This window comes from Janthinobacterium kochi (assembly GCF_051380715.1).
Lineage (GTDB): Bacteria > Pseudomonadota > Gammaproteobacteria > Burkholderiales > Burkholderiaceae_D > Janthinobacterium.
Genome location: NZ_JBNYXO010000002.1, coordinates 575982 through 596606, shown reverse-complemented (window position 1 = coordinate 596606; position 20625 = coordinate 575982). Strand labels below are relative to the sequence as shown.

Genomic DNA, 20625 nt, shown 5'->3' with positions numbered 1-20625 from the left:
TTGTTTATTCGCTGAAGTGGTCGAAAGAACTCAAGGCCAGATCCAGCGGCAAGCCCTTGGCATCCACCAGCCGCAAGCCTGTTTGCGCCTCGATGCGGCCCACGCGCGTGACGGGCGTGCCGCAGCTGGTCGCCAGCGCGGCGATGGCGTCGCGCGAGGAGGCCGGCGCCGTGAAGCACAGTTCATAGTCGTCGCCGCCGGCGGCCGTGTAGCGGCGGCGTAGTTGCATGTCTTGCCGCGCCAGCACCGGGCCGGCCGGCAGGGCGTCGATGTCGAGGGTGGCGCCCATCTGCGAGGCTTTCAAGATGTGAGCGAGGTCTCCCACCAGGCCATCCGAAATGTCGATGGCCGCATGCGCCAGGCCCGCTTCGGCCAGGGCGCAGCCCAGCGCCACGCGCGGCGTGGGCGTGTGCATGCGCGCGGCCGCCGTCAGCAGGTCGGCTGGCGATAATTCCTGTTCCATGCGGTAGCCGGCCAGCGCCAGGCGCGCGTCGCCCAGGGTGCCGCTGACCCAGATATCGTCGCCTGCCACGGCCGCGCTGCGGCGCAGGGCCTGGCCCGGCGCCAGTTCGCCAAACACGGTGATGCAGATATTTAAGGGACCCTTGGTAGTGTCGCCGCCGATCAATTCGCAGCCGAATGCGTCGGCCAGCGCAAACAGGCCTTCGGCAAAGCCGGCCAGCCAGGCGCGTTCCGCTTGCGGCAGCGACAGGGCCAGGGTAAATGCCACGGGGCGCGCGCCCATGGCGGCCAGGTCGGACAGGTTCACGGCCAGGCTCTTGTGCCCCAGCATGAGGGCGTTGGCGCCGGCAAAGAAGTGCCGGTCCTCGACCAGCATGTCCGAGGAGATGGCAATCTGCTTGCCCGCCGCTGGCGTCATCAGCGCGCAATCGTCGCCGATGCCCAGGGTGGCGCGGCCAGGGCGCTGGCGCACGAAATAGTGTTTGATCAGGTCGAATTCGGAAAGCGCGTCGTGTGGGGCCATGGCGTAGTCTGTGCGTTGAATGATGTTGTGGCCCGGCTATTATAGGCTGGCCTACAATACAGGCCTTTGCCACTGCCGAGCCGCTTACTATGCCCATCATCGATATTCACGTCCTGTTGCAATCCTGGCTCGACCATGGCTGGCTGCGCGACCCGCAAGCCGTTGGCCTGACAAGCTTCGAAGCGCAGGAACTGGTGGCGCACGGCTTCGATGCCGTCAGCGACGGCGGCCAGCTGTGCCTGTACGAGGACGAGCGCCTGTTCCGCAGGGGACGGCGGCCGGTGCTGGCCTCGTTCAAGGCCTATCTGCAGCGCGGCCAGCTGGGCGCGAATGGCCTGGGCCTGGGCTATCAGGTGCACCTGGCAGGTTTTCTGCGCGCGGCGCAGCAGCCCTTGCCGGCGTTTCGCGTGCTGCTCGAGCAGGGTGGCCGCAGCGGCGCCCTGCTGTTCGACAGCGGCCTGGTGCTGCAGTTTTCCGCCAATTTGTGGGGCAAGCCCCGTCATTACTACCTGACCCTGGTCGAGGGCCATGTGGCCGACGCCCAGGTTCCAGACCGCGACAGCGATATCGACTTGCGCGCAGCCAGCGTGGGCCATGTCCAGGCCCTGTACGACAGCCGTGACCCTGCTGAACTGCAGCGCCTGGCCCGGCGCTGCAATGCGGCGCTGCGCGAGCTGGCGCAGCTGCTCGCTTAGCCTTTCTTCGCCTGCGCCATGCCGTGCAGCAGCTTGGCCAGCAACTGGTCGAGCTGGCGCTGCTCGTCCGCGTTCAAAGGCGAGAGCATGGCGCGCTCGTTCTCCACGTGCAGCAGCACCAGTTTTTCAATCAATTCCAGTCCCCTTTGTGTCAGGGCCACCAGCACGCCGCGCCGGTCCGTCGGATGCTTCTGGCGTTCGATCAGGCCGGCCGCTTCCAGCCGGTCGATGCGGTTGGTCATCCCGCCCGAGGACAGCATGGCCGCTTCGTACAGCGCCGTCGGCGTCAGGCTGTAGGGCGCGCCTGAGCGGCGCAATGTCGCCAGCACGTCGAATTCGCCCGGCTGCAAGCCGTGCTCGGCAAACAGCGGGTTGAGCCAGTCGCGCGCCATCAGCTGCGCCACCGTGCCCAGCTGCCCCACCAGCTGCATGGCACGGGTATCCATCTGCGGCAGTTCGCGCTGCCATTGTGCGGCGGCAAATTGCGCGCGCGTGTGTTCTTGCGGGGTAGTTGTCATGGGTATCCTTGTATCTCGGGGTCATCTATCTCGACATCAAGATAGTTTTCTATCTTTATGTTAAGATACTTTTCATCGAGTCATATTTGATGACGCATTAAACCATGTGCCTCCCAGTGAGGCAAGGACTATCCCATGCCATCCGCGCGACCTGCCGCTACCCCTTCTTCTTCAGCTTCCTCGGCCCTGCTGGTGGCCGCCATCATCCTGCTGGGCCTGAACCTGCGCCCCATCCTGGCCGCCATCGGCCCCTTGCTTGACAGCATCCAGGCCAGCACGGGCATCAGCAATGCCGATGCTGGCTTGCTGACCACCGTGCCCGTGTTCGCCATGGGCGTGTGCGCGCTGGCGGGCGCGCAACTGCAGCGCCGCCTGGGCGTGGCGCGCGGCATCGGCATCGGCATTGCCATCATCGCTGCCGCCTGCGCGCTGCGCTGGCCTTTGAACGGCAGCGGCGGCCTGATCGCCACGGCAGCGCTGGGCGGCCTGGGCATTGCGCTGGTGCAAGCCTTGCTGCCAGGCTTCATCAAGCGCCATTTTCCCGAGCGGGCGGGCCAGTTGATGGGGTTTTATACGACGGGCATCATGGGCGGCGCGGCCATCGCCGCCGCGTCCGCCTCGCCGCTGGCGCAGTCGCTGGGTTGGCAGGCGCTGCTGGCCTTGTGGGCGCTGCCTGCCGTGGCCGCCGCCCTGCTGTGGCGCCGCGCAGCCGCTACGCGCATGGAGGTGGCCGGCGGCGCGGGCGCCAGCCTGCCCGTGGGCAGTGGCCGCGCCTGGCTGCTGATGGTGTTTTTCGGCATCGGCACGGGGGCGTATACGCTGGTGCTGGCCTGGCTGCCGTCGTTTTACACGGAACTGGGCTGGAGCGCCGCCGACAGCGGCTTGCTGCTGGGCGGCCTGACCCTGGTGGAAGTGCTGGCGGGACTGGTGATTTCCAGCATCATCCACCGCTTCCCCGACCGCCGCATCCTGCTGCTGTCCGTCTTGCTATCCGTGCTGGCGGGACTGGCTTGCCTGATCGTGGCACCGGCGCAACTGGCGCTGCCCGCCGTGATCCTGCTGGGCTGCGGCATCGGCGCGCTGTTCCCCCTGTCGCTGATCGTCAGCATGGACCACGTGCATGACCCGGCCAGCGCCGGCGCCTTGCTGGGCTTTGTGCAGGGCGGTGGCTACATCATCGCCAGCAGCATGCCCTTCGTCGCCGGCCTGATCCGCCAGCACTCGTCCAGCCTGGCCCAGGCGTGGATGGTGATGGCGGGTGGCGTGCTGGTGTTGTTGCTGATCGCCGTGCGTTTCGCGCCGGGGGCGCGGCTGGCGTCGCCGGCAGGGAAAATCGCGTAGGCTATCGGTTTTTCCCCGCGAGAAAGAGGTACCACCATGGCTGACGATATGGCCACGCTACCCTCCCTGCTGCCCGCCAACTGCCGCATCGTGCTGTCCGGCGAGGATGCGCTGCGCATCCTGCGCGAGATCGAATTCCTGCTGCAGTCGCTGCATCACATCGGCCGCCATTATTATCCCGATGGCGACGATGGCGGCGCCGATGCCCTGCGCCGCGCGCAGTATTGCGCGGAGACGACACGCTTCATCGACGAGGAGCAAGCCACGACGCGCCTGGCACTGATGCGCAGCATCCTGTCCGCGCCGTTTGACGCCACTTTGGGCGCGGATCATATGGACGATATCGAGCGCGCCGTCGAGGCACTGCCGCTGTGGCGTGCTCCCGGTGATTCATCACAAAAACTAATTGAAATCTAGAATTTGATAGTTTTTCCTGTTCAAAGCGTTTGTGCCGCCGGACGGCCTTACAATGCTAGGTTATGCGTTTTCGTGATATCAGACTGTGGCTAGCGGAAAATACCTAGCTAATTGAAAGAATTGGTCTGATAAAATCCGGAACACCCGATCGACCAAACAGGAAGGCAGCACAGCATGGATTCGTCATCTGATAAAAAAGAAGAATTGCGTCAACAATTGCGCTTGGCCGCACTCGAGTATCACGAGTGCCCGCGCCCCGGCAAAATCAGCGTGACGCCCACCAAACAACTGACCAACCAGCGCGACCTGGCGCTGGCCTACTCGCCAGGCGTGGCCGCTCCCTGCGAAGAAATCGTCATCGATCCTGCCAATGTCTATAAATATACGGCGCGCGGCAACCTGGTGGCCGTCATCACCAACGGCACGGCCGTGCTGGGACTGGGCAATATCGGCCCGCTGGCCGCCAAGCCGGTGATGGAAGGCAAGGGCGTGCTGTTCAAGAAATTCGCCGGCATCGACGTCTTCGACATCGAAATCAACGAGATGGACCCGGATAAACTGGTCGATATCATCGCTTCGCTGGAACCGACTTTCGGCGGCGTGAACCTGGAAGACATCAAGGCGCCAGAGTGTTTTTATATCGAGCGCCAGTTGCGCAGCCGCATGAAGATTCCTGTCTTCCACGACGATCAGCACGGTACCGCCATCATCGTCGGCGCGGCCATTCTGAACGGCCTGAAGGCTGTCGGCAAGAAAATCGAGGATTGCAAGCTGGTCGTGTCAGGCGCTGGCGCCGCAGCGCTGGCCTGCCTGGACCTGATCGTCGACCTGGGCTTCCCGCTGAAAAATATCTACGTCACCGACCTGGCCGGCGTCGTCTACAAGGGCCGCACGGAATTGATGGACCCGGACAAGGAACGCTTCGCGCAAGACACGCCGCTGCGCACCCTGGGTGAAGTCATCCCGGACGCCGACATTTTCCTGGGCGTTTCCGCCGCCGGCGTGCTGAAACAAGACATGGTGCGCAAGATGGCGCCTAACCCGCTGATCCTGGCGCTGGCCAATCCGAATCCGGAAATCTTGCCGGAAGAAGTCAAGGCCGTGCGCAGCGACGCAATCATCGCCACGGGCCGTTCGGACTATCCGAACCAGGTCAACAACGTGCTGTGCTTCCCGTACATCTTCCGCGGCGCCCTCGATTGCGGCGCGACGACGATCACGCGCGAAATGGAAATCGCCGTGGTGCACGCGATCGCCGACCTGGCGCATGCCGAGCAGTCCGACATCGTGGCGACCACCTACGGTATCAGCAACCTGTCGTTCGGTCCTGAATACCTGATCCCGATGCCGTTCGATCCCCGTTTGCTGATCAAGATCGCCCCGGCCGTCGCCAAGGCGGCCGAGGAATCGGGCGTCGCCACGCGTCCGATCAAGGATCTGCAAGCGTATGCCGACAGCCTGCAGCAATTCGTCTACCGCAGCGGCACTTTCATGAAGCCGCTGTTCCTGAAGGCGAAATCGACGCCGGCCGAACTGAAACGCATCGTCTACGCCGAAGGCGAAGAAGAGCGCGTGCTGCGCGCCGTGCAAGTGGTGGTCGACGAGAAGCTGGCACGCCCCATCCTGGTGGGCCGTCCGCCCGTGCTGGAAGCGCGCATCGAGAAATTCGGCCTGCGCCTGAAGCAGGGCGCCGATTTCGACGTCATCAACCCGGACTTCGACGAGCGCTATCGCGATTACTGGAACACGTATTACGCCATGACCAGCCGCAAGGGCGTCACCGAGGAATACGCGAAGCTGGAAATGCGCCGCCGTCATACCCTGATCGGTTCGATGATGATCCACAAGGGCGACGCGGACGGCATGATCTGCGGCACCTTCGGCACCACCCAGCTGCACCTGAAGTACATCGACCAGGTGCTGGGCAAGCGCGCCGGCAGCAATGTCTACGCGGCCATGAACGTGCTGATCATGCCTGAACGCCAGCTGGTGATGGTCGACACGCACGTCAACGAAAACCCGGACGCCGAGCAGGTGGCCGAGATCACCATCATGGCTGCAGAGGAAATGACGCGCTTCGGCCTGTCGCCGCGCGCGGCCCTGCTGTCGCACTCGAACTTCGGTTCCAGCGACAGCGCCTCGGCGCAAAAGATGCGCGCCGCCCTGGCCATCATCAAGGAACGCGCGCCGGACCTGGAAATCGACGGCGAAATGCACGGCGATACGGCCCTCGACAGCAAGCTGCGTCAAAAAATCATGCCCCATTCGGCACTGAAGAACGACGCCAACCTGCTCGTCATGCCGAACATCGAATCGGCCAACATCGCCTACAATCTGGTGAAAGTAGCGGCCGGCAACGGCGTTGCCGTGGGTCCGATCCTGCTCGGCTGCGCCAAGCCCGTGCACATTTTGACCCCATCGGCCACCGTGCGCCGCATCGTCAACATGACGGCACTCTGTGTCGTTGATGCCGTCGCGCAACGCAAGGTGTGATCGTTAGCACTTCCTGAAAGCCGCGCCATCCGCAAGGGGGGCGCGGCTTTTTTACATCAGTGCGCCATCAGCACGGGTAATGTCATCTGGCGCAGCACCGTTTCCGTCACGCCGCCCAGCAGGATTTCGCGGAAGCGCGCGTGGCCGTAGCCGCCCATCACCAGCAGGCCGGCATGCACTTCGGCGGCCATGCCCAGCAGCGCTGCGCCGATGTCGCCCGTAGTGATGGTTTGGCGCACCTCGACGGGCACGCCGTGGCGGCTCAGGTAGGCGGCGATGTCGGCGCCCGGATGGCGGGCCGGCTGCGCATGGCCGGCCGGCGGGTGCAGCAGGGCCAGCACCACCAGGCGCGCCGCGCGCAGCAGGGGCAGGGCGTGGCCGATGGCGCGCGTCGCTTCCATGCTGCCATCCCAGGCCACCACCACCGTGTTGTCTGCCAGCGTGTCTGCCTGCGTGCCCACCTGCGCGAATTGTCCGCTGCGCGGCACGATCAGCACGGGGCGGGCCGCGTTCAGCATCACATACGGCACCAGGTCGCTCATGGCGCCGGGCAGCGCTTCGCTGTCGTCGTGCTGGCTGAGCACTGTCAAGTCGCTGTAGCGGGCGCTCACGGCCATGCCGCCATCCTCGTCATCCTCGATCAGGCGCCGTTCCAGCGAGACGGCGCCGGCCTGGCGCGCCAGCGTTTCGAACTGATCCAGCGCCGCCTGGGCTTGCCCGTGCAGCGCCGAAATCTGCGCCGCCACGGCCGCGCCGCGCATGCCGCGGTTGTTTTCCAGGTAAAAGCGCGATACGCCCGTCATGGCGGCGCCAATCAGGTGCGCCTGGTGCGCGTGCGCCAGCCGCGCGGCGATGGCGATGCGCTGGGGCGCATGGCGCGACAGGTCGGCGTGGACGAGTATGGATTTGTAAGCCATGGTGTCATTCGCTAGTCAGGATGTCAACAAGGCTAGAACGGCAACACGGGCAAGTCCAGCATTGCCGTGTCAGGCGGCGGTTTTCTTTTGCTGGACTTGATATGGGTCAAAAAGAGACAGGCCATGGTCATTTGCAAGGCCGTCGCCAGAAACTGCAGATCTGCTTGATATGCATCAATATGCTCGCCGTGCAGCCAGCGATAATGGTCTTGAACTCCTTGCCCTCCCAGTGGTCTGCATCGGTGTCGGCAGCATCGTGTCGGCACTTCTTTGTGTGACGCAACAACGCTGGCCGTGGCGGGAGTTCACTTAATTGTAGGGCTGCAAGTCCAGCCACACGGCATACGACAGGCGCTTGCCATTCCACAGGCCGCCGCCGCGGATGACGGCGTCGCACGAGGTCAGCTGGCCCACCAGGTCCATGCGGCCCAGGTTGCGGCGCAGGCGCAGGGCATCGTTGTGCGACAGGTAGCCCACCAGCTGGCCATCGATGAAGACGGCGATGGCCTTGTCCTGGAACGGATTGGCATCGTCGCAGACGAGCAGGGCCAGGCATTTTTCTTCCGCGTTGCCCGGGCCATGCTCGCCGGCCAGCTTGGCGATGGCGCTCTGGTACATCGATTCGTTTTCCACTTCCGATGCAAAGCGCCCCGCATCGTTCCAGTGGTGCGCCGGTGCGCCGGCAGGGATCGCCGGCACGTACTGGCGCACGGACATGAGCGGCTTGTGCAGCGGCTGGGCGGGCGTGCGGCCGCTGAAGACGTAGTACAGCAGGGCGATGACGATCACGATGGCAAGCAGGTAAAGCATGGTATCTCTCTGATTTCTAAGGGGGGAGGCGGGAGCGCGGGCGCGCTGCGCTGCGTTGCCGCTACTATAGCAAGTTCGCGGCCTGGTTCCGGGTAAATCTGGCCATCAGATGGCGGCGCCGGCGCAGTGTGCGCGGGTCGCTCAGCACGATGGGCGCGGCGCCCGTCAGCCCCGAATAATACTGGCCGTGACGGCGCAGGACGATGGCATACTCGCGCAGCGCGTGGCCGTGCGCCAGCATGCGCGCGTCGCAATCGACCTCGATGGCAAAGCGCAGCCGGTGCAGCTGCCACCACAGGGGCAGGTTCCACGGCATGAGAATAATCCAGGCGTGCGCCAGGGCCAGCCATTGCGGGTCGCGCGCGGCCAGCCGGCATTGCGCGTGCGCCAGCAGCAGCGCCTGCTGCTGGGGTGGAATCAGTTGCAGCCAGACGGGCATCACGATGCACGGCCGCAGCAGCCCCGCCACGCAGGGACCGATGCCGCCGCTCAAGTACACGGGCGTACCCAGCAAGGTGGTCTTTTGCCAGCGGCGCTGGTGCGACAGCAGCCAGACGCTGCGCAGCGCCAATAGCAGCAGCATGCCGCTGGACAAGACAAACCAGCCCAGTTTCAGCTGCGACTGTTCTGCCGGCATGACCGCCAGCACGCCGGGCAGCCATGCCAGGGGCAAGATGACGGACGCGGCGATGGCCGCCAGCCACAGCCAGCGCGTCGTGCGCCCGCGCCGCTGCAGCAGGCGCTCGGCGCACCAGGCACCGGCCGACAGCAGCAGCGCCAGTGCCATGGTCGATAGCAGCCAGGCCGGCATCGTACGCCTAGCGTTTCAGCGCCATGCCGACCGAGGCGGGCGCCGTGTGCCTGAAACCGAATTGCGCATACAGGTCTTGCGCCTGGCCATCGGCGATCAGACTGACATACGCGCTTTGCGGCACCTCCGTCTCGATGAATTGCATGATCTCGCGCATGATCAGCTTGCCCAAACCCTTGCCCTGGTGGGCTGGCAGCACGGCGATATCGACCACCTGGAAGAAGCAGCCGCCATCGCCGATGACCCTGCCCATGCCCACCACGGCGTCGCCGTACAGCACTTGCACGGCAAACAGGGAATGTGGCAAGCCCTTGGCCGCCGCTTCCGTGCTTTTCGCGCTCAGGCCGGCGGCAACGCGCAGCTGCTGGTAGGTGGCGATGGCGGGATTGGCCAGAAGGATGGTGTAGGGCGATGCTGCGGTCAAGGCGCTCTCCTGTAGAAATGGTTTGGAGCGGTAATTATAGGCGGCGATGCTGTTACGGGGCGGTACGCTTTATTTGTCGCGGGTATTCTGTCCGGGCGTCTTTTGCGCTAAGGTGGCGTCATCCATACATTTGTTGAAAGCACGCCATGTCCGCAGGATTTACCGCCACCGAGTTGTCCGTTATGAATGAAGACGACGCCCTGATCACCACCCTGGCAGCACCAGCCGGCAAAGGCGAGTCCGTTTACCTGATGCTGCAGCGCGCCGACGAGTATGACGAGCAGGACGTGTCCATGGGCATGGACGAACCCTATATTGAATATTGCGGCCAGGAATTTGCATGGTATGGCCATATGCACGCCGTGATCCTGCATCCGAACCGCTTGTCCGTGCAGATGGATGCCGAGGCCGCCATGCAGATGGATGACGACGGCCAGATCGACGTGCGTTTTAACTTGACGCCGGAGCGCTATGCCCAGCTGCAGCAGGCGCTGCGCACCACGTTCGAGGGCTGCGATTACTATCGCGAGGAACGTTGATCTGCGCGGATGGCATGGGCCTGGGTGTGGTTTATGTTCGATAGCTGGTATTGACTGCGGGAGAAGACAATGACGGTGCTGATACTCGGTTTGCTGCTGTTCCTGGGCTTGCACTCGGTGCGCATCGTCGCCGACGGCTGGCGCAGCGCCCAACTGGCGCGCCTCGGCGAAAAACGCTGGAAGGGGCTGTATTCGCTCGTGGCGTTTGTCGGGCTGGGCCTGATCATCTGGGGCTACGCCCTGGCGCGCCAGCAGCCGCAAGTGCTGTGGACGCCGCCCACGGGCTTGCGCCACGCCAGCGCCCTGCTGATGCTGTTCTCGCTGATTTTATTGGCGGCGGCCAACGTACCGCGCAACCGCATCAAGACCTGGGTACACCACCCCATGCTGCTGGGCACGCAACTCTGGGCCGTGGCGCATCTGCTGGCCAACGGCAACGTGGCCGACGTGCTGCTGTTCGGCGGCTTTCTCGTCTGGTCGTCAATTGATCTGTATGCCGCCGTGCAGCGCGACCGCGCGACCGGGGTGGCGTACCAGGGCGGCACCGTGCAAGGCACCTTGATTGCCATCGTCGCTGGCTGTGCGCTGTGGCTGCTGCTGGCATTCTGGCTGCATGGCGTGCTGTTTGGCGTACGGCCGTTTGGATAGCGGGATGGCCGCAAACGCAATTGCGTGCGTAGCAGCATGATCGATACGGAGCGGGAAGCGGTGAAGGCGGGGTTGCAACTGAGGCTAGCCATTAGCGCAAAAAAACCCGCAACATCTGGCGATGGGCGGGTTTGATCAGGTACTGCCAAAACATGTTCTTTGGTGCCGGGAGCCGGAATCGAACCGGCACGCTGTTTCCAGCGCGGGATTTTGAGTCCCGTGCGTCTACCTATTCCGCCATCCCGGCAACGCGAGACGCATTATCACTGATTTGTCACAATCTGGCAAGTTTTATGCTTTGCGTGTGTTTTGCACAATCATCGAGAACCGTTGACGACGCCAATTCCAGCGCAAGAAGCGGAGTGCCGCGCCTGGCCAGGCGGCCTATCGTGTCCCTTCACTACCTGGAGGGATATGTCATGCAACAACTGGAAAACAAGGTCGCCATCATCACGGGCGCCAGCTCGGGCATCGGCCATGCGGCGGCGCGGCTGTTCGCCCGCCATGGCGCGCAACTGGTGCTGGTGGCGCGGCGGCAGAAGGAACTCGATGCGCTGGTGGCGCAGCTGGCCGATGGTGGCGCGCAAGCCGTTGCCTGTATCGGCGATGTGGGCGATGCTGCGTGCGCGCAAGGGGCCGTGGCGCTGGCGCTGCAACGCTTTGGCGGCCTTGATATTGCCTTCAATAATGCGGGCACCCTGGGGCCCATGGGCCCCACGCAGGAAGTTGCCCTGGAAGATTGGCGGGCGGCGCTCGATACCAATCTCACGAGTGCCTTCCTGGCGGCCAAGTACCAGCTGCCTGCCATGGTGGCGCGCGGCGGCGGCTCGCTGATTTTTACCTCGACCTTCGTCGGCCATACCTTGGGCATGTCCGGCATGGCCGCATATGCGGCCAGCAAGGCGGGCGTGATCGGCTTGACGAAGGCCCTGGCGGCCGAGTATGGCGCGGCGGGCATCCGCGTGAATGCTTTGTTGCCAGGAGGGACAGATACGCCGATAGGGCGGCAAGTGGCCAGTACACCCGAGGCATTGGCCTTCGTTGCGGGCTTGCACGCATTGAAACGCCTGGCCACGCCGGGCGAGATCGCCCGCTCGGCGCTGTACCTGGCATCCGATGCATCGAGCTTCACCACCGGCACGGCGCTGCTGGCCGATGGGGGCGTGTCCGTCACGCGGATGTAAAAGCAGCGACGCAAATGCCGACGGCCCGGGGATGAGCCGGGCCGTCGGTGTCTTGCAGTTTACCTTACGCTACATCAAGCTCAGTTGTGAACTGAGTTCAGCTGGCGCGCGATGATGTCGTGGTTGAGCCAGATGACGGGGGCTTGCGGCTCCGACATGGCGTGGAACATCAGCGGGCCCGTGCCTTCCAGTACCAGCGAACTCAGGTGGTCGGTGATCAGTTCCTTGCGGTCCTTGTGCAGCTTGGTGATGTCGTCCGAGGTGCCGATCATGACTTCGGCCAGTTCAGGTGTGTTGTCCATCGGCCAGGCGGCGAAGTTGCGGAACTGCACGCTGGTGGCGTCGCCGTTGTAGGTGGCGATACGGTCCAGCAAGTCTTGCAGCGACACGCCATCTTCCAGCAAGCCCTGGCAAACTTCCCATTGCTGATCGGCCCAGGCTGCGCCGCCTTCTTTTTTCAGCGCGACGAGCAGGGGGAACAAGGACAGTTCCACGCCGGCGAAAATGTCCGACGAGTTGGTGCGGATTTCCGGGCAGTTGAACACGGTCGCCTTGATGCCTTTTTCCCACGCGGCCTTGGCCACGTTTTCCAGGCGCTTCTTGGCCAGGCCTTGGGTGTAGTTGCTATACGTTTGCCACTGGTATTTGCCGTCGATCAAGATCTCGGTGCCGTGGTAGCCGTAGGCGCTGTAGCGCACCTGGCCGCCCGTTTGCTCGATGCGGGCGCGGATGGCGGCGCTGCCGTCGATCAGGTGCTGCAGGGTGTTGGCCGTGACTTCGTCGAAGTTCATCAGGATCAGCTTGCCCAGATCGCTGTCGAGCAGGGCGCGCGAGGACATGAAGCGCTCGCCGCGGCCCTTGTAGATGCGGTTGGCAATCGCCAGGAAGACTTTGACTTTCGGAATGCCGCCCGCCATGGTGTGGGCGAAATACACATTGCTGCCGTCTGGAATCAAGGTGTCCAGCTCGGCCATGGCTTTCGCTACGGACGCGCTGAAGCGGGCGATGCCGGCTTCGCGGCAGCGTTCGATCTGCGCCCAGTCCAGCTTGTCTTCTTGCCAGCTTTTCAGGGTCATGTCGGCCAGCAGGGCCGTCGGAGTCGGCTCGCCGGCTGGCGCGTCGAGGTCGAAACCGGCCATCAGCGGCACATTGATGATGCGCCCGCCCAGGTTGGCTTCGGCTTCGGCCAGCTCTTCCGCGTTCAGCGGGCGCAGCGCCATGTTTTCATCGCGGCGGCCGACCGTCATGCCGACGATATTCATACCCGCCTTGCGCGCTTCGTCCAGCAAGCCATTCACATAGCCGCGGCCGAACAGCTCGCCGAACAGCACAAAGGTGTCGCCCTTGCGGAAGATATTTTTTTGCGGGATGTCTCTTAAGGACGTGATCTCGGTCATGGTGTCAATTCATTCAAAAATTAGCAGGGCAGATGGCTAATGCTACTGCCCGCTGGTTCAACATAGTTGTAAATTATGCGCCATTTCAGCTGGGAAAATCCTGTTGCGAATGATTCTCGTCTGGAATGGCATCTTCTTCTGCGGTGGAGCTCTTATTCTTTCGCCATGGCGTATTTTACGCTGCCCCGGCGCACAGCGCCCGCGGACTGGCCTGGCAGGCGCCGATATTACCTCAGCTTGGCCGTGCCGGTAAGCAGAATCATGTCAGAACAGGTTTTGCTGGCCCGACACGAGGCGCGAAAAATCGTCGCCCAGGAAGGGCAATATCGCGTCCGCCACCGGTTGCAGCTGGCGCGTCAGGTAGTGGTGGTAGTCGATGGGCGAGCGCTGCGTTTCCAGCGGCTCCGGCCCCGCCACCGTGATCACGTAGCTGATCCAGCCGCCGTTCTGGTATTGCAGCGGCCGGCCCTGCGCCAGGTTGTAGGCGTCGGCCGTGCGCGCCGCACGGACGTGGGGCGGCACGTTGCGCTGGTAATCGTCGAGGGGACGGCGCAAGCGTTTGCGGTAGACCAATAAGGCGTCGCATTCGCCGCGCACCGTGCGCGCCACGTAGTCGCGTACATAGTCCTGGTAGGCGGCGCGCTGGAAGATGCGCCGGTATAACTCTTGCTGGAATTGCTGCGCCAGCGGCGTCCAGTCGCTGCGCACCGTTTCCAGGCCCTTGTAGACCATCTCTTCGCTGCCGTCGGGCTTGCCCACCAGGCCCGCATAGCGCTTCTTGCTGCCTTCTTCCGAGCCGCGGATGGTGGGCATCAGGAAACGCCGGTAATGCGTCTCGAATTCCAGCTCCAGCGCATTGTCGAGGCCGAATTCCTCGCGCAGATGCCGCTCCCACCAGGCGTTGACGTGCGCCACCAGGGCGCGGCCGATCGTGCCCGCCGCTGCGTCGCTATGCGCCGTTTTCAGCCACACAAACGTGGAATCCGTGTCGCCATAGATCACCTGATAACCCTGCTCGGTGATCAGTTCGCGCGTGCGGTGCATGATGTCGTGGCCGCGCAGGGTGATCGACGAGGCCAGGCGCGGGTCGAAAAAGCGGCAGCCGCTCGAGCCCAGCACGCCATAAAACGCGTTCATGATGATTTTGAGCGCTTGCGACAGGGGCGCATTGCGCTCGCGCTTGGCCGCCTCGCGTCCTTGCCACACCTGTTCCACGATGGCGGGCAGGCAGTGTTTCACGCGCGAAAATTGCGCGCCCCGGTAGCCGGGCACGGTATCGGCTTCGTCGCCGCTGGTGCCCACCACCAACCCCACGGGGTCGATCAGAAAAGTGCGGATGATGGACGGGTACAGGCTTTTGTAGTCGAGCACCAGCACGGAATCGTACAGGCCCGACCGGGAATCCATGACGAAGCCGCCGGGGCTGTTTTCGCCGGAGACGTCGCCCAGGTTGGGCGCCACGTAGCCTTGCCGGTGCATCAGCGGCAAGTACAGGTGCTCGAAGGCGGCCACGGAGCCGCCGCTGCGGTCGGCCGCCAGGCCCGTCACGCTGGCCCGTTCCAGCAAAAAAGTCAGCAGCTCGGTCTTGGCGAAGATGCGCGTGACCAGTTCGCAATCCTTGAGGTTGTAGCGGGCCAGCGCCGGCTTGTCTTCGCGGAAACGCCGGTCGATCTCGGCCATGCGCTGGTAAGGATTGTCGATGGACTTGCCTTCACCCAGCAAGGTCTGCGCCACGTTTTCCAGGCTGAACGAGGAAAAATTCCACGTCGCCGACTTCAAGGCTTCGATGCCGTCGATGATCAGCCGTCCCGCCGCGGCGGCAAAATAGTGTTCCTGTTTGCCGCCATGCTCGCGCCATTCCATGACGGCGCCACCGCGCCCCAGCCGCAAGGGTATTTGATAGCGCTCGGCATGTTCCTTGAGCACGCGCAAGTCGAACTGCACCAGGTTCCAGCCGATGATGGCGTCCGGATCGTGCTCTTCCATCCACGTGTTCAGGCGTTCGAGGATCTGTGCGCGGCTGTCGCAGTATTCGAGCTCGAAGTCCAAAGTGTCATCGCCGCCGTTTGGCGGCCCCAGCATGTACACCTGGCGCTGGCCGCAGCCTTCCAGTGCCAGCGAATACAGATCGCCGTGCGCCGTCGTCTCGATATCGAGCGACACCAGTTTCAAGGTGGGGCGGTAGCCGGACGCCGGCCTCAGCTGCACTTCCTGCAGGGTTTCTCCTTTGACGCTCACCGGGGCTGTAATAAAACGCTCCATCAGATAGCGCTCGGGCGGGCGGATATCGGCTTCGTACACATCGATGCCGTGCGCGCGCAGCTGCTTTTCCAGCTTCAGCAAGTGCCGGTATTGCTTGCAGTACAGGCCCAGTACGGGGCGGTGGTGGAAATCGCACAGCGACAGGGGGCGCAGCTCGGCGTGGCGCTCGCCGCGCAGCAGTAGCTCCGCCTGCTCGCGCTGCTCCATGGGAAGGAAGGCGACGGCCGTCTGCACGGGCAGGCGCACGTGGCGTGGCCCGGCGTCCGTTGCCAGCCAGAAATCGACTTCCGTGCCGGCGGGCGTGTCGCGCCAGTGGCGGGTCAGGATGAAGCCCTGTTCGGGCGGGTGCTGCGCGTTGCCTGTCATGGTGCCGTGAATGTCTGGTGTGCTGGCCTGCACATTACAGCAAGCCGGTGCAGGGCGGGGGCGGTTGCGGCTATAATTTTCAGCATCGAAGACGATAACAAGAGCGCGTCGCGCCACACACCCTGGAGACAGCATGCAAGCAATGAGTTATGTACATGGCGCCCACGCCACGCCGTTGATCGGCGAAACGATAGGCGCTTACCTGGACGGCATCGCCGAGCGCTACGGCCAGCACGACGCCCTGATCGTGGCGCACCAGAACGTGCGCTGGACGTATTTGGAATTCCAGCAGCGCGTGCACCGCCTGGCCGCCGGCTTGCTGAAGCTGGGTTTGCAGCCGGGCGACCGGGTCGGCATCTGGTCGCAAAACTGCGCCGAATGGGTACTGACGCAGTTCGCCACGGCGAAAGCCGGATTGATCATGGTCAACATCAACCCTGCCTACCGACGTTCGGAACTCGAATACGTGCTCGACAAGGTGCAATGCAGCGCGCTGATCCTGTCGCCCAGCTTCAAGTCCAGCGATTACCTGGCCATCGTGCAAGACGTGGTGCCGGAGATCGCCCGTTCGCGCGCCGGCGCCCTGCAGTCGCCGCGCCTGCCGCAATTGCGCCACGTCATCCGCCTGGGCACGGCCGCCACCCCCGGCATGCATAACTTCGACGCCTTGATGGACGGCATCACGGACGCCGACCTGGCGCACCTGAAAGACGTCAGCGCCACCTTGCAGTTTGACGACGCCGTCAATATTCAGTTCACGTCCGGCACGACGGGCGCGCCGAAGGGTGCCACCCTGACGCACCACAATATCCTGAACAACGGCTTTTTCATCGGTGTAGCCATGCGCCTGACGGCACGGGACCGCTTGTGCATTCCCGTGCCCCTGTACCACTGTTTCGGCATGGTGCTGGGCAACCTGGCTTGCGTCACGCATGGCGCGGCCATGGTGTTTCCGGGCGAAGGCTTCGACCCGAAAGCCGTGCTGGAAACCGTGCAGGCCGAGCGCTGCACGGGGCTGCATGGCGTGCCGACCATGTTCATCGCCATCCTCGACCATCCTGACTTCAAGCAATACGACCTGTCGAACTTGCGCACCGGCATCATGGCCGGTTCGCCGTGCCCGATGGAAGTCATGACGCGCGTCATCGAGTTGATGCACATGGCGGAAATCACGATTGCGTATGGCATGACGGAAACGTCACCCGTCAGCTTCCAGACGGCGATCGAAGACCCGCGCGAAATGCGCGTCTCGTCCATCGGCCGCGTCCATCCGCACCTGGAAGTGAAAATCATCGATGCGGAAGGGCGCATCGTGCCGCGTGGCGAAAAGGGCGAATTGCTCACGCGCGGCTATTCCGTGATGCAGGGCTACTGGGGCGATCCTGAAAAAACCAATGAGGCCATCGACACGGCGCGCTGGATGCACACGGGCGACCTGGCCGTGATCGATAGCAACGGCTTTTGCAGCATCGTCGGCCGCTCGAAAGACATGGTCATCCGTGGCGGCGAAAACATTTACCCGCGCGAAGTCGAGGAATTCCTGTACCGCCACCCGAGCGTGCTCGACGTGCAATGCGTGGGCGTGCCGGATGGCAAGTATGGCGAAGAGTTGTGCGCCTGCATTATTTTGCGTCCGGGCACGCAGGCCACCAGCGAGGATATCCGCGCCTTTTGCGACGGGCAGATCGCCTATTACAAGATTCCCCGCTATGTACGTTTCGTCGAGGAATTTCCCATGACGGTGACGGGCAAGATCCAGAAATACCTGCTACGCCAGCAGGTGGCTACCGATCTGGGCCTGAGCGCGGAATAAGCTTTTCGCCAGCACATAAAAAACACCGGGACGCTCGCGCGGCCCGGTGTTTTTTATTGATTCAGCGCGAATCTCAGGCCATTTGTGCTTGCGGTGCGCGTGCCGGGGTGCGGCGGCGCATGAATGCCAGCAAGCCCAGGCCGGCCAGCAGCATGGCGTAGGTGCCTGGCTCTGGTACGGCCGATACGCTCACGGTGTTGAAGCCGGAGCCGTTCATCGAGACATGGCCGTTATTGATCGAGCTGACCGAATTGGCGACCAAGGTGCCGTTCATGCTGCCCGAACCGGAAAACGTGCTGTTTGGCGCCAGGATGCTGCCGTTGATGCCGACGTTCTGCAGGCTGGTGGTGGTGGCGTTGGCGAAGTTCAGCAGCGTGCGGTCGGCGAAACTGCCGAAATTGTCGAAGCCGCCACTCATGGTGATGTCGGTGGCCGTGCCGTTGATGATGATGCTGGCCGTGCTTTTCAGCGACGATACGTCCAGGATCAGGTTATGCAGGTGGTCCGCATTGATCGTGAAGACATTCACGTCGGCGTTGACGTCGCCCACCAGCCTGAAGCCGCCGTATTGGGAGATCACGGTGCCGTTCGATTGCAGCTTGGCCACGTCGCCCGACAGGGTCGTCAGCTGTTGCTGGGCGGCCGCAAAGTCCAGGGTGGAGGCATTGCCCTTGCTGAAGGTGCCCGCTGGGTAGTCAGATCGTGCCGTCACGCTGCCGTTGGCATTGCTCACGCCATACACGGCCGTACCCTTGATGCCGCCTTCGCCGATATTCAGGCTGTCACCGGCAACCAGTGCGTTGACGGCGCTGCCGGGCTTCTTGTTCGTGCCGACACTGTAGTGATCCAGGTAGATATTGCCGCCAGCGGCCAGGCTGCCACCGACGCTGGTGAAGCCGCTGGCGCCGCTGCTGCCGATGTTGCCGAAGATGAAGGCCGAATAGCCGTTGGCGACGCCGAGGTCAATCACGGTCGCCTGGGCCGAGGCGCTGAAGGAGAAAGCGAACAGGGCGGCGCTGATGAGCGGCAAGGTGCGTGAGGCAAAAAATGTCATAAATATTCTCGTAGTAATAGGGACGGAAGGGCGGGAAAGCAAGTACACCGCCATCGCGCTGGCCGTCATTATAATATAAAAAACAATTTAAGTTCAATTTAGCCAATTAACTATATTTAAAAGCAACATTTTTGTTGTTTGAAAAGCTTGCTTCAAAGGCAAGAAAAAACCGGGACATGCCCGGTTTTCTTCGTGTCTTACCTGACGCGCTGGTACAGGCGGAAACGTTCCACGTCATCGGTGGGGCGGCGCCCTTCCCACAGCTTGATCCAGTCCGCGCCGTGGTGCTCTGGCAGCTGTTCCTTGCTGTCGGGAACCTTGATGCTGTCTTGTAACAAGAATACATCGCATTGCTGCTGCCCTACGCTGGCAAACGGCAGGTGGCCGTAGTAGGCGAACGAGGCGCGCTGGGCGGCGCCGACGTTGCTGTTGATGCACTTGCTGCCAGGCGGCAAATTAACCGAGATCTGGTGCGCCACGCTGGCGTAGCTCTTGCTGTAGTTCAGCGGCGGCAGGAACAGGGTCATGATCAGCACCCAGATCAAGATCAGGCCACCGGACGATAGCACCACGGCGCGCCACAGCACGGCAGGTTGGCGCGAGATGCGCCAGTGCACCAGGGCGATCCAGCCGGCCGTGACGCCAGCGGCCACGAAGAAGGCCACCAGTTCCAGCTCGGGCTTGAAGCCAGGCACGAGTTTCAGTGCATTGTGGGCCTGTTGCGGCGGCCAGCCCGTCAGGATGGCGAACCAGAACAGCCACATCACGAGGGCACAGATGGTCAGCACCATCACGGAGAACCAGTCGATGGCGTTGATGGCGCCCCGTTTCATGGTCAGCAGGCCGAACGCGGCCATCACGGCCAGCGGCGGCAGCAGCGGCAACAGCTGGCTCGGTTCAGGATCAGGGTGGCACAGGCCCAGGATGGCCAGCATGGCGACAAAGGTCAGCGGCACGACGATGTGCAGCACGTGGTGCTGGCGGCGCCAGGCATACACGGCCCAGGCAGCGAACGGCCACGCGGGCCAGAAGAACCACATACCGACACGCAAGAAATATTGCAGGCTTTTCAGGCTCGGGGCGCTGAACTGGCGGCAATTCCACTCCATCCACGCTTGCAGCGGCGAATGGCCGTAGGGCTGCAGCCATTCGCCGGGCAGCAGCCAGGCCAGGGTCAGCGCGGCGCCGATCAGGATGGCCAACGCCAGGTGGCGCATGCTGCGCAGCAGCGGCAGGCGCAGGAAGATGGTGCACAGCAGCAGGGCGATGCTCAGCGCCGCCGGCGTGATCCAGCCGCGCGTGAGGGTCAGGCCACCCAGCGCCAGGCCCAGCAGGGCGGCATTGCGCAAGGACGGACCTTCCACATAGCGCACGGCGCGGTATAGCAGGTAGGCCATCAGGGACACATACAGCGCTTCGGCCGTGATGTCATGGCTGTGCTGCAGCAAGCCCAGGCAGCCCAGGTAGATGAGCACGGCGGCATCGGCCAGGGTGCGGCCGAAATCGTCCGGCTCGGGCTGGCCGCCGAAGGCCAGGCGCAGGGGCTGGGCATCGTTGCGGCGGCCCAGGTTAAAGGCGGTGTACCAGACGGACAGGGTGCTGACGACGAAGATGCCAATGGTCGATATGCGCGCGCCGAAAACGTCGCCATCGATCCAGCCGAACAGTTTGATGAAAATGGCGCCCAGCCAGAAGGCCAGCGGGCCTTCCTCGGGCAGCGACAGGCCGGCCACGTTGGGCCACAGCCAGTCGTTCAGGCTGCCATGCGCCATGGTCCACATGATGCCGAAACTGGCGGCGTCATCGTTCTTCCACGGTTCGCGGCCGATCAGGCCAGGCAGGATGTACAGCAGGCCGAGCGCAAACAAGGCCCATCGTGGCAGCGCGAGTGTGGCAGCGGCGGGAAGGCGGACTGGCTTCATCGATAGTTGTATCAGAATAGTGGCAAGAC

18 protein-coding genes and 1 tRNA gene are annotated in these 20625 nt (G+C 63.4%); 8 read left to right on the top strand and 11 right to left on the bottom strand.

The annotated features are described in order from the left end of the window. Window positions 1-4 precede the first annotated feature (4 nt). Window positions 5-985: a thiamine-phosphate kinase gene (gene thiL, locus ACQ4WL_RS07030; protein ID WP_436508948.1), complete on the bottom strand. Its 981-nt coding sequence runs from the start codon at window positions 983-985 to the stop codon at window positions 5-7. 89 nt (window positions 986-1074) lie between these two features. Between thiL and ACQ4WL_RS07025 the strand changes: the two genes are divergently transcribed. Next, window positions 1075-1680 (top strand): hypothetical protein, encoded by a 606-nt coding sequence (locus tag ACQ4WL_RS07025; protein ID WP_436508946.1) that lies wholly within the window; start codon window positions 1075-1077, stop codon window positions 1678-1680. Here ACQ4WL_RS07025 and ACQ4WL_RS07020 read toward each other — a convergent pair. Next, window positions 1677-2198 carry a MarR family winged helix-turn-helix transcriptional regulator gene (locus tag ACQ4WL_RS07020; RefSeq protein WP_436508944.1) on the bottom strand — a complete coding sequence of 174 codons (522 nt, stop codon included), beginning with the start codon at window positions 2196-2198 and terminating at the stop codon, window positions 1677-1679. The genes ACQ4WL_RS07025 and ACQ4WL_RS07020 overlap by 4 nt on opposite strands. Before the next feature lie 135 nt (window positions 2199-2333). Here ACQ4WL_RS07020 and ACQ4WL_RS07015 point away from each other — a divergent pair, with 135 nt between their 5' ends. The 3 genes from ACQ4WL_RS07015 to ACQ4WL_RS07005 all read left to right on the top strand — a co-directional run bounded on the left by ACQ4WL_RS07015 (window position 2334) and on the right by ACQ4WL_RS07005 (window position 6449). Further along, window positions 2334-3539, top strand: a complete 1206-nt coding sequence (locus ACQ4WL_RS07015; protein WP_436508943.1) for an MFS transporter — start codon at window positions 2334-2336, stop codon at window positions 3537-3539. Between the two features lie 36 nt (window positions 3540-3575). Beyond that, on the top strand, window positions 3576-3956 hold the full coding sequence (locus ACQ4WL_RS07010; RefSeq protein ID WP_436508941.1) for a hypothetical protein: 381 nt from the start codon (window positions 3576-3578) through the stop codon (window positions 3954-3956). A gap of 174 nt (window positions 3957-4130) precedes the next feature. Continuing rightward, a complete protein-coding gene (locus ACQ4WL_RS07005; protein ID WP_436508940.1) occupies window positions 4131-6449 on the top strand; it encodes an NADP-dependent malic enzyme in 2319 nt (772 codons plus the stop codon). Window positions 6450-6505: 56 nt separating this feature from the next. Here ACQ4WL_RS07005 and ACQ4WL_RS07000 read toward each other — a convergent pair whose 3' ends face one another. The 4 genes from ACQ4WL_RS07000 to ACQ4WL_RS06985 form a co-directional block, all read right to left on the bottom strand. Then, window positions 6506-7366, bottom strand: a complete 861-nt coding sequence (locus ACQ4WL_RS07000; protein WP_436508938.1) for a universal stress protein — start codon at window positions 7364-7366, stop codon at window positions 6506-6508. A 309-nt stretch (window positions 7367-7675) separates the two neighbouring features. Next, window positions 7676-8176: a hypothetical protein gene (locus ACQ4WL_RS06995; protein WP_436508937.1), complete on the bottom strand. Its 501-nt coding sequence runs from the start codon at window positions 8174-8176 to the stop codon at window positions 7676-7678. Between the two features lie 64 nt (window positions 8177-8240). Then, window positions 8241-8987, bottom strand: coding sequence for a M56 family metallopeptidase (locus ACQ4WL_RS06990; protein WP_436508936.1), 747 nt, complete (start codon window positions 8985-8987; stop codon window positions 8241-8243). Between the two features lie 7 nt (window positions 8988-8994). Next, entirely contained in the window at window positions 8995-9411 is a 417-nt protein-coding gene (locus ACQ4WL_RS06985; protein ID WP_436508935.1) for a GNAT family N-acetyltransferase, read from the bottom strand. Between the two features lie 146 nt (window positions 9412-9557). Here ACQ4WL_RS06985 and ACQ4WL_RS06980 point away from each other — a divergent pair, with 146 nt between their 5' ends. After that, a complete protein-coding gene (locus tag ACQ4WL_RS06980; protein ID WP_436508934.1) occupies window positions 9558-9950 on the top strand; it encodes an Imm10 family immunity protein in 393 nt (130 codons plus the stop codon). Between the two features lie 69 nt (window positions 9951-10019). Next, complete coding sequence (locus ACQ4WL_RS06975) at window positions 10020-10598, top strand: NnrU family protein (protein ID WP_436508933.1); 579 nt, start codon at window positions 10020-10022, stop codon at window positions 10596-10598. A 160-nt stretch (window positions 10599-10758) separates the two neighbouring features. On the opposite strand, the gene ACQ4WL_RS06970 is transcribed toward ACQ4WL_RS06975, so the two are convergent. Beyond that, window positions 10759-10845 (bottom strand) — tRNA-Leu (locus ACQ4WL_RS06970). A 172-nt stretch (window positions 10846-11017) separates the two neighbouring features. Here ACQ4WL_RS06970 and ACQ4WL_RS06965 point away from each other — a divergent pair. After that, window positions 11018-11782, top strand: a complete 765-nt coding sequence (locus ACQ4WL_RS06965; RefSeq protein ID WP_436508931.1) for an SDR family oxidoreductase — start codon at window positions 11018-11020, stop codon at window positions 11780-11782. 80 nt (window positions 11783-11862) lie between these two features. Here ACQ4WL_RS06965 and ACQ4WL_RS06960 read toward each other — a convergent pair whose 3' ends face one another. Both ACQ4WL_RS06960 and ACQ4WL_RS06955 read right to left on the bottom strand, forming a co-directional pair. Next, window positions 11863-13179, bottom strand: coding sequence for an enoyl ACP reductase FabMG family protein (locus tag ACQ4WL_RS06960; protein WP_436508930.1), 1317 nt, complete (start codon window positions 13177-13179; stop codon window positions 11863-11865). Window positions 13180-13443: 264 nt separating this feature from the next. Then, window positions 13444-15807 carry a DNA polymerase II gene (locus ACQ4WL_RS06955; RefSeq protein ID WP_436508929.1) on the bottom strand — a complete coding sequence of 788 codons (2364 nt, stop codon included), beginning with the start codon at window positions 15805-15807 and terminating at the stop codon, window positions 13444-13446. A 133-nt stretch (window positions 15808-15940) separates the two neighbouring features. Here ACQ4WL_RS06955 and ACQ4WL_RS06950 point away from each other — a divergent pair, with 133 nt between their 5' ends. Continuing rightward, window positions 15941-17620: an AMP-binding protein gene (locus tag ACQ4WL_RS06950; RefSeq protein ID WP_436508928.1), complete on the top strand. Its 1680-nt coding sequence runs from the start codon at window positions 15941-15943 to the stop codon at window positions 17618-17620. Window positions 17621-17693: 73 nt separating this feature from the next. Here ACQ4WL_RS06950 and ACQ4WL_RS06945 read toward each other — a convergent pair whose 3' ends face one another. Then, window positions 17694-18674 carry a choice-of-anchor A family protein gene (locus ACQ4WL_RS06945; protein WP_436508927.1) on the bottom strand — a complete coding sequence of 327 codons (981 nt, stop codon included), beginning with the start codon at window positions 18672-18674 and terminating at the stop codon, window positions 17694-17696. Window positions 18675-18871: 197 nt separating this feature from the next. Further along, entirely contained in the window at window positions 18872-20596 is a 1725-nt protein-coding gene (locus tag ACQ4WL_RS06940) for an ArnT family glycosyltransferase (RefSeq protein WP_436508925.1), read from the bottom strand. Window positions 20597-20625 lie beyond the last annotated feature (29 nt).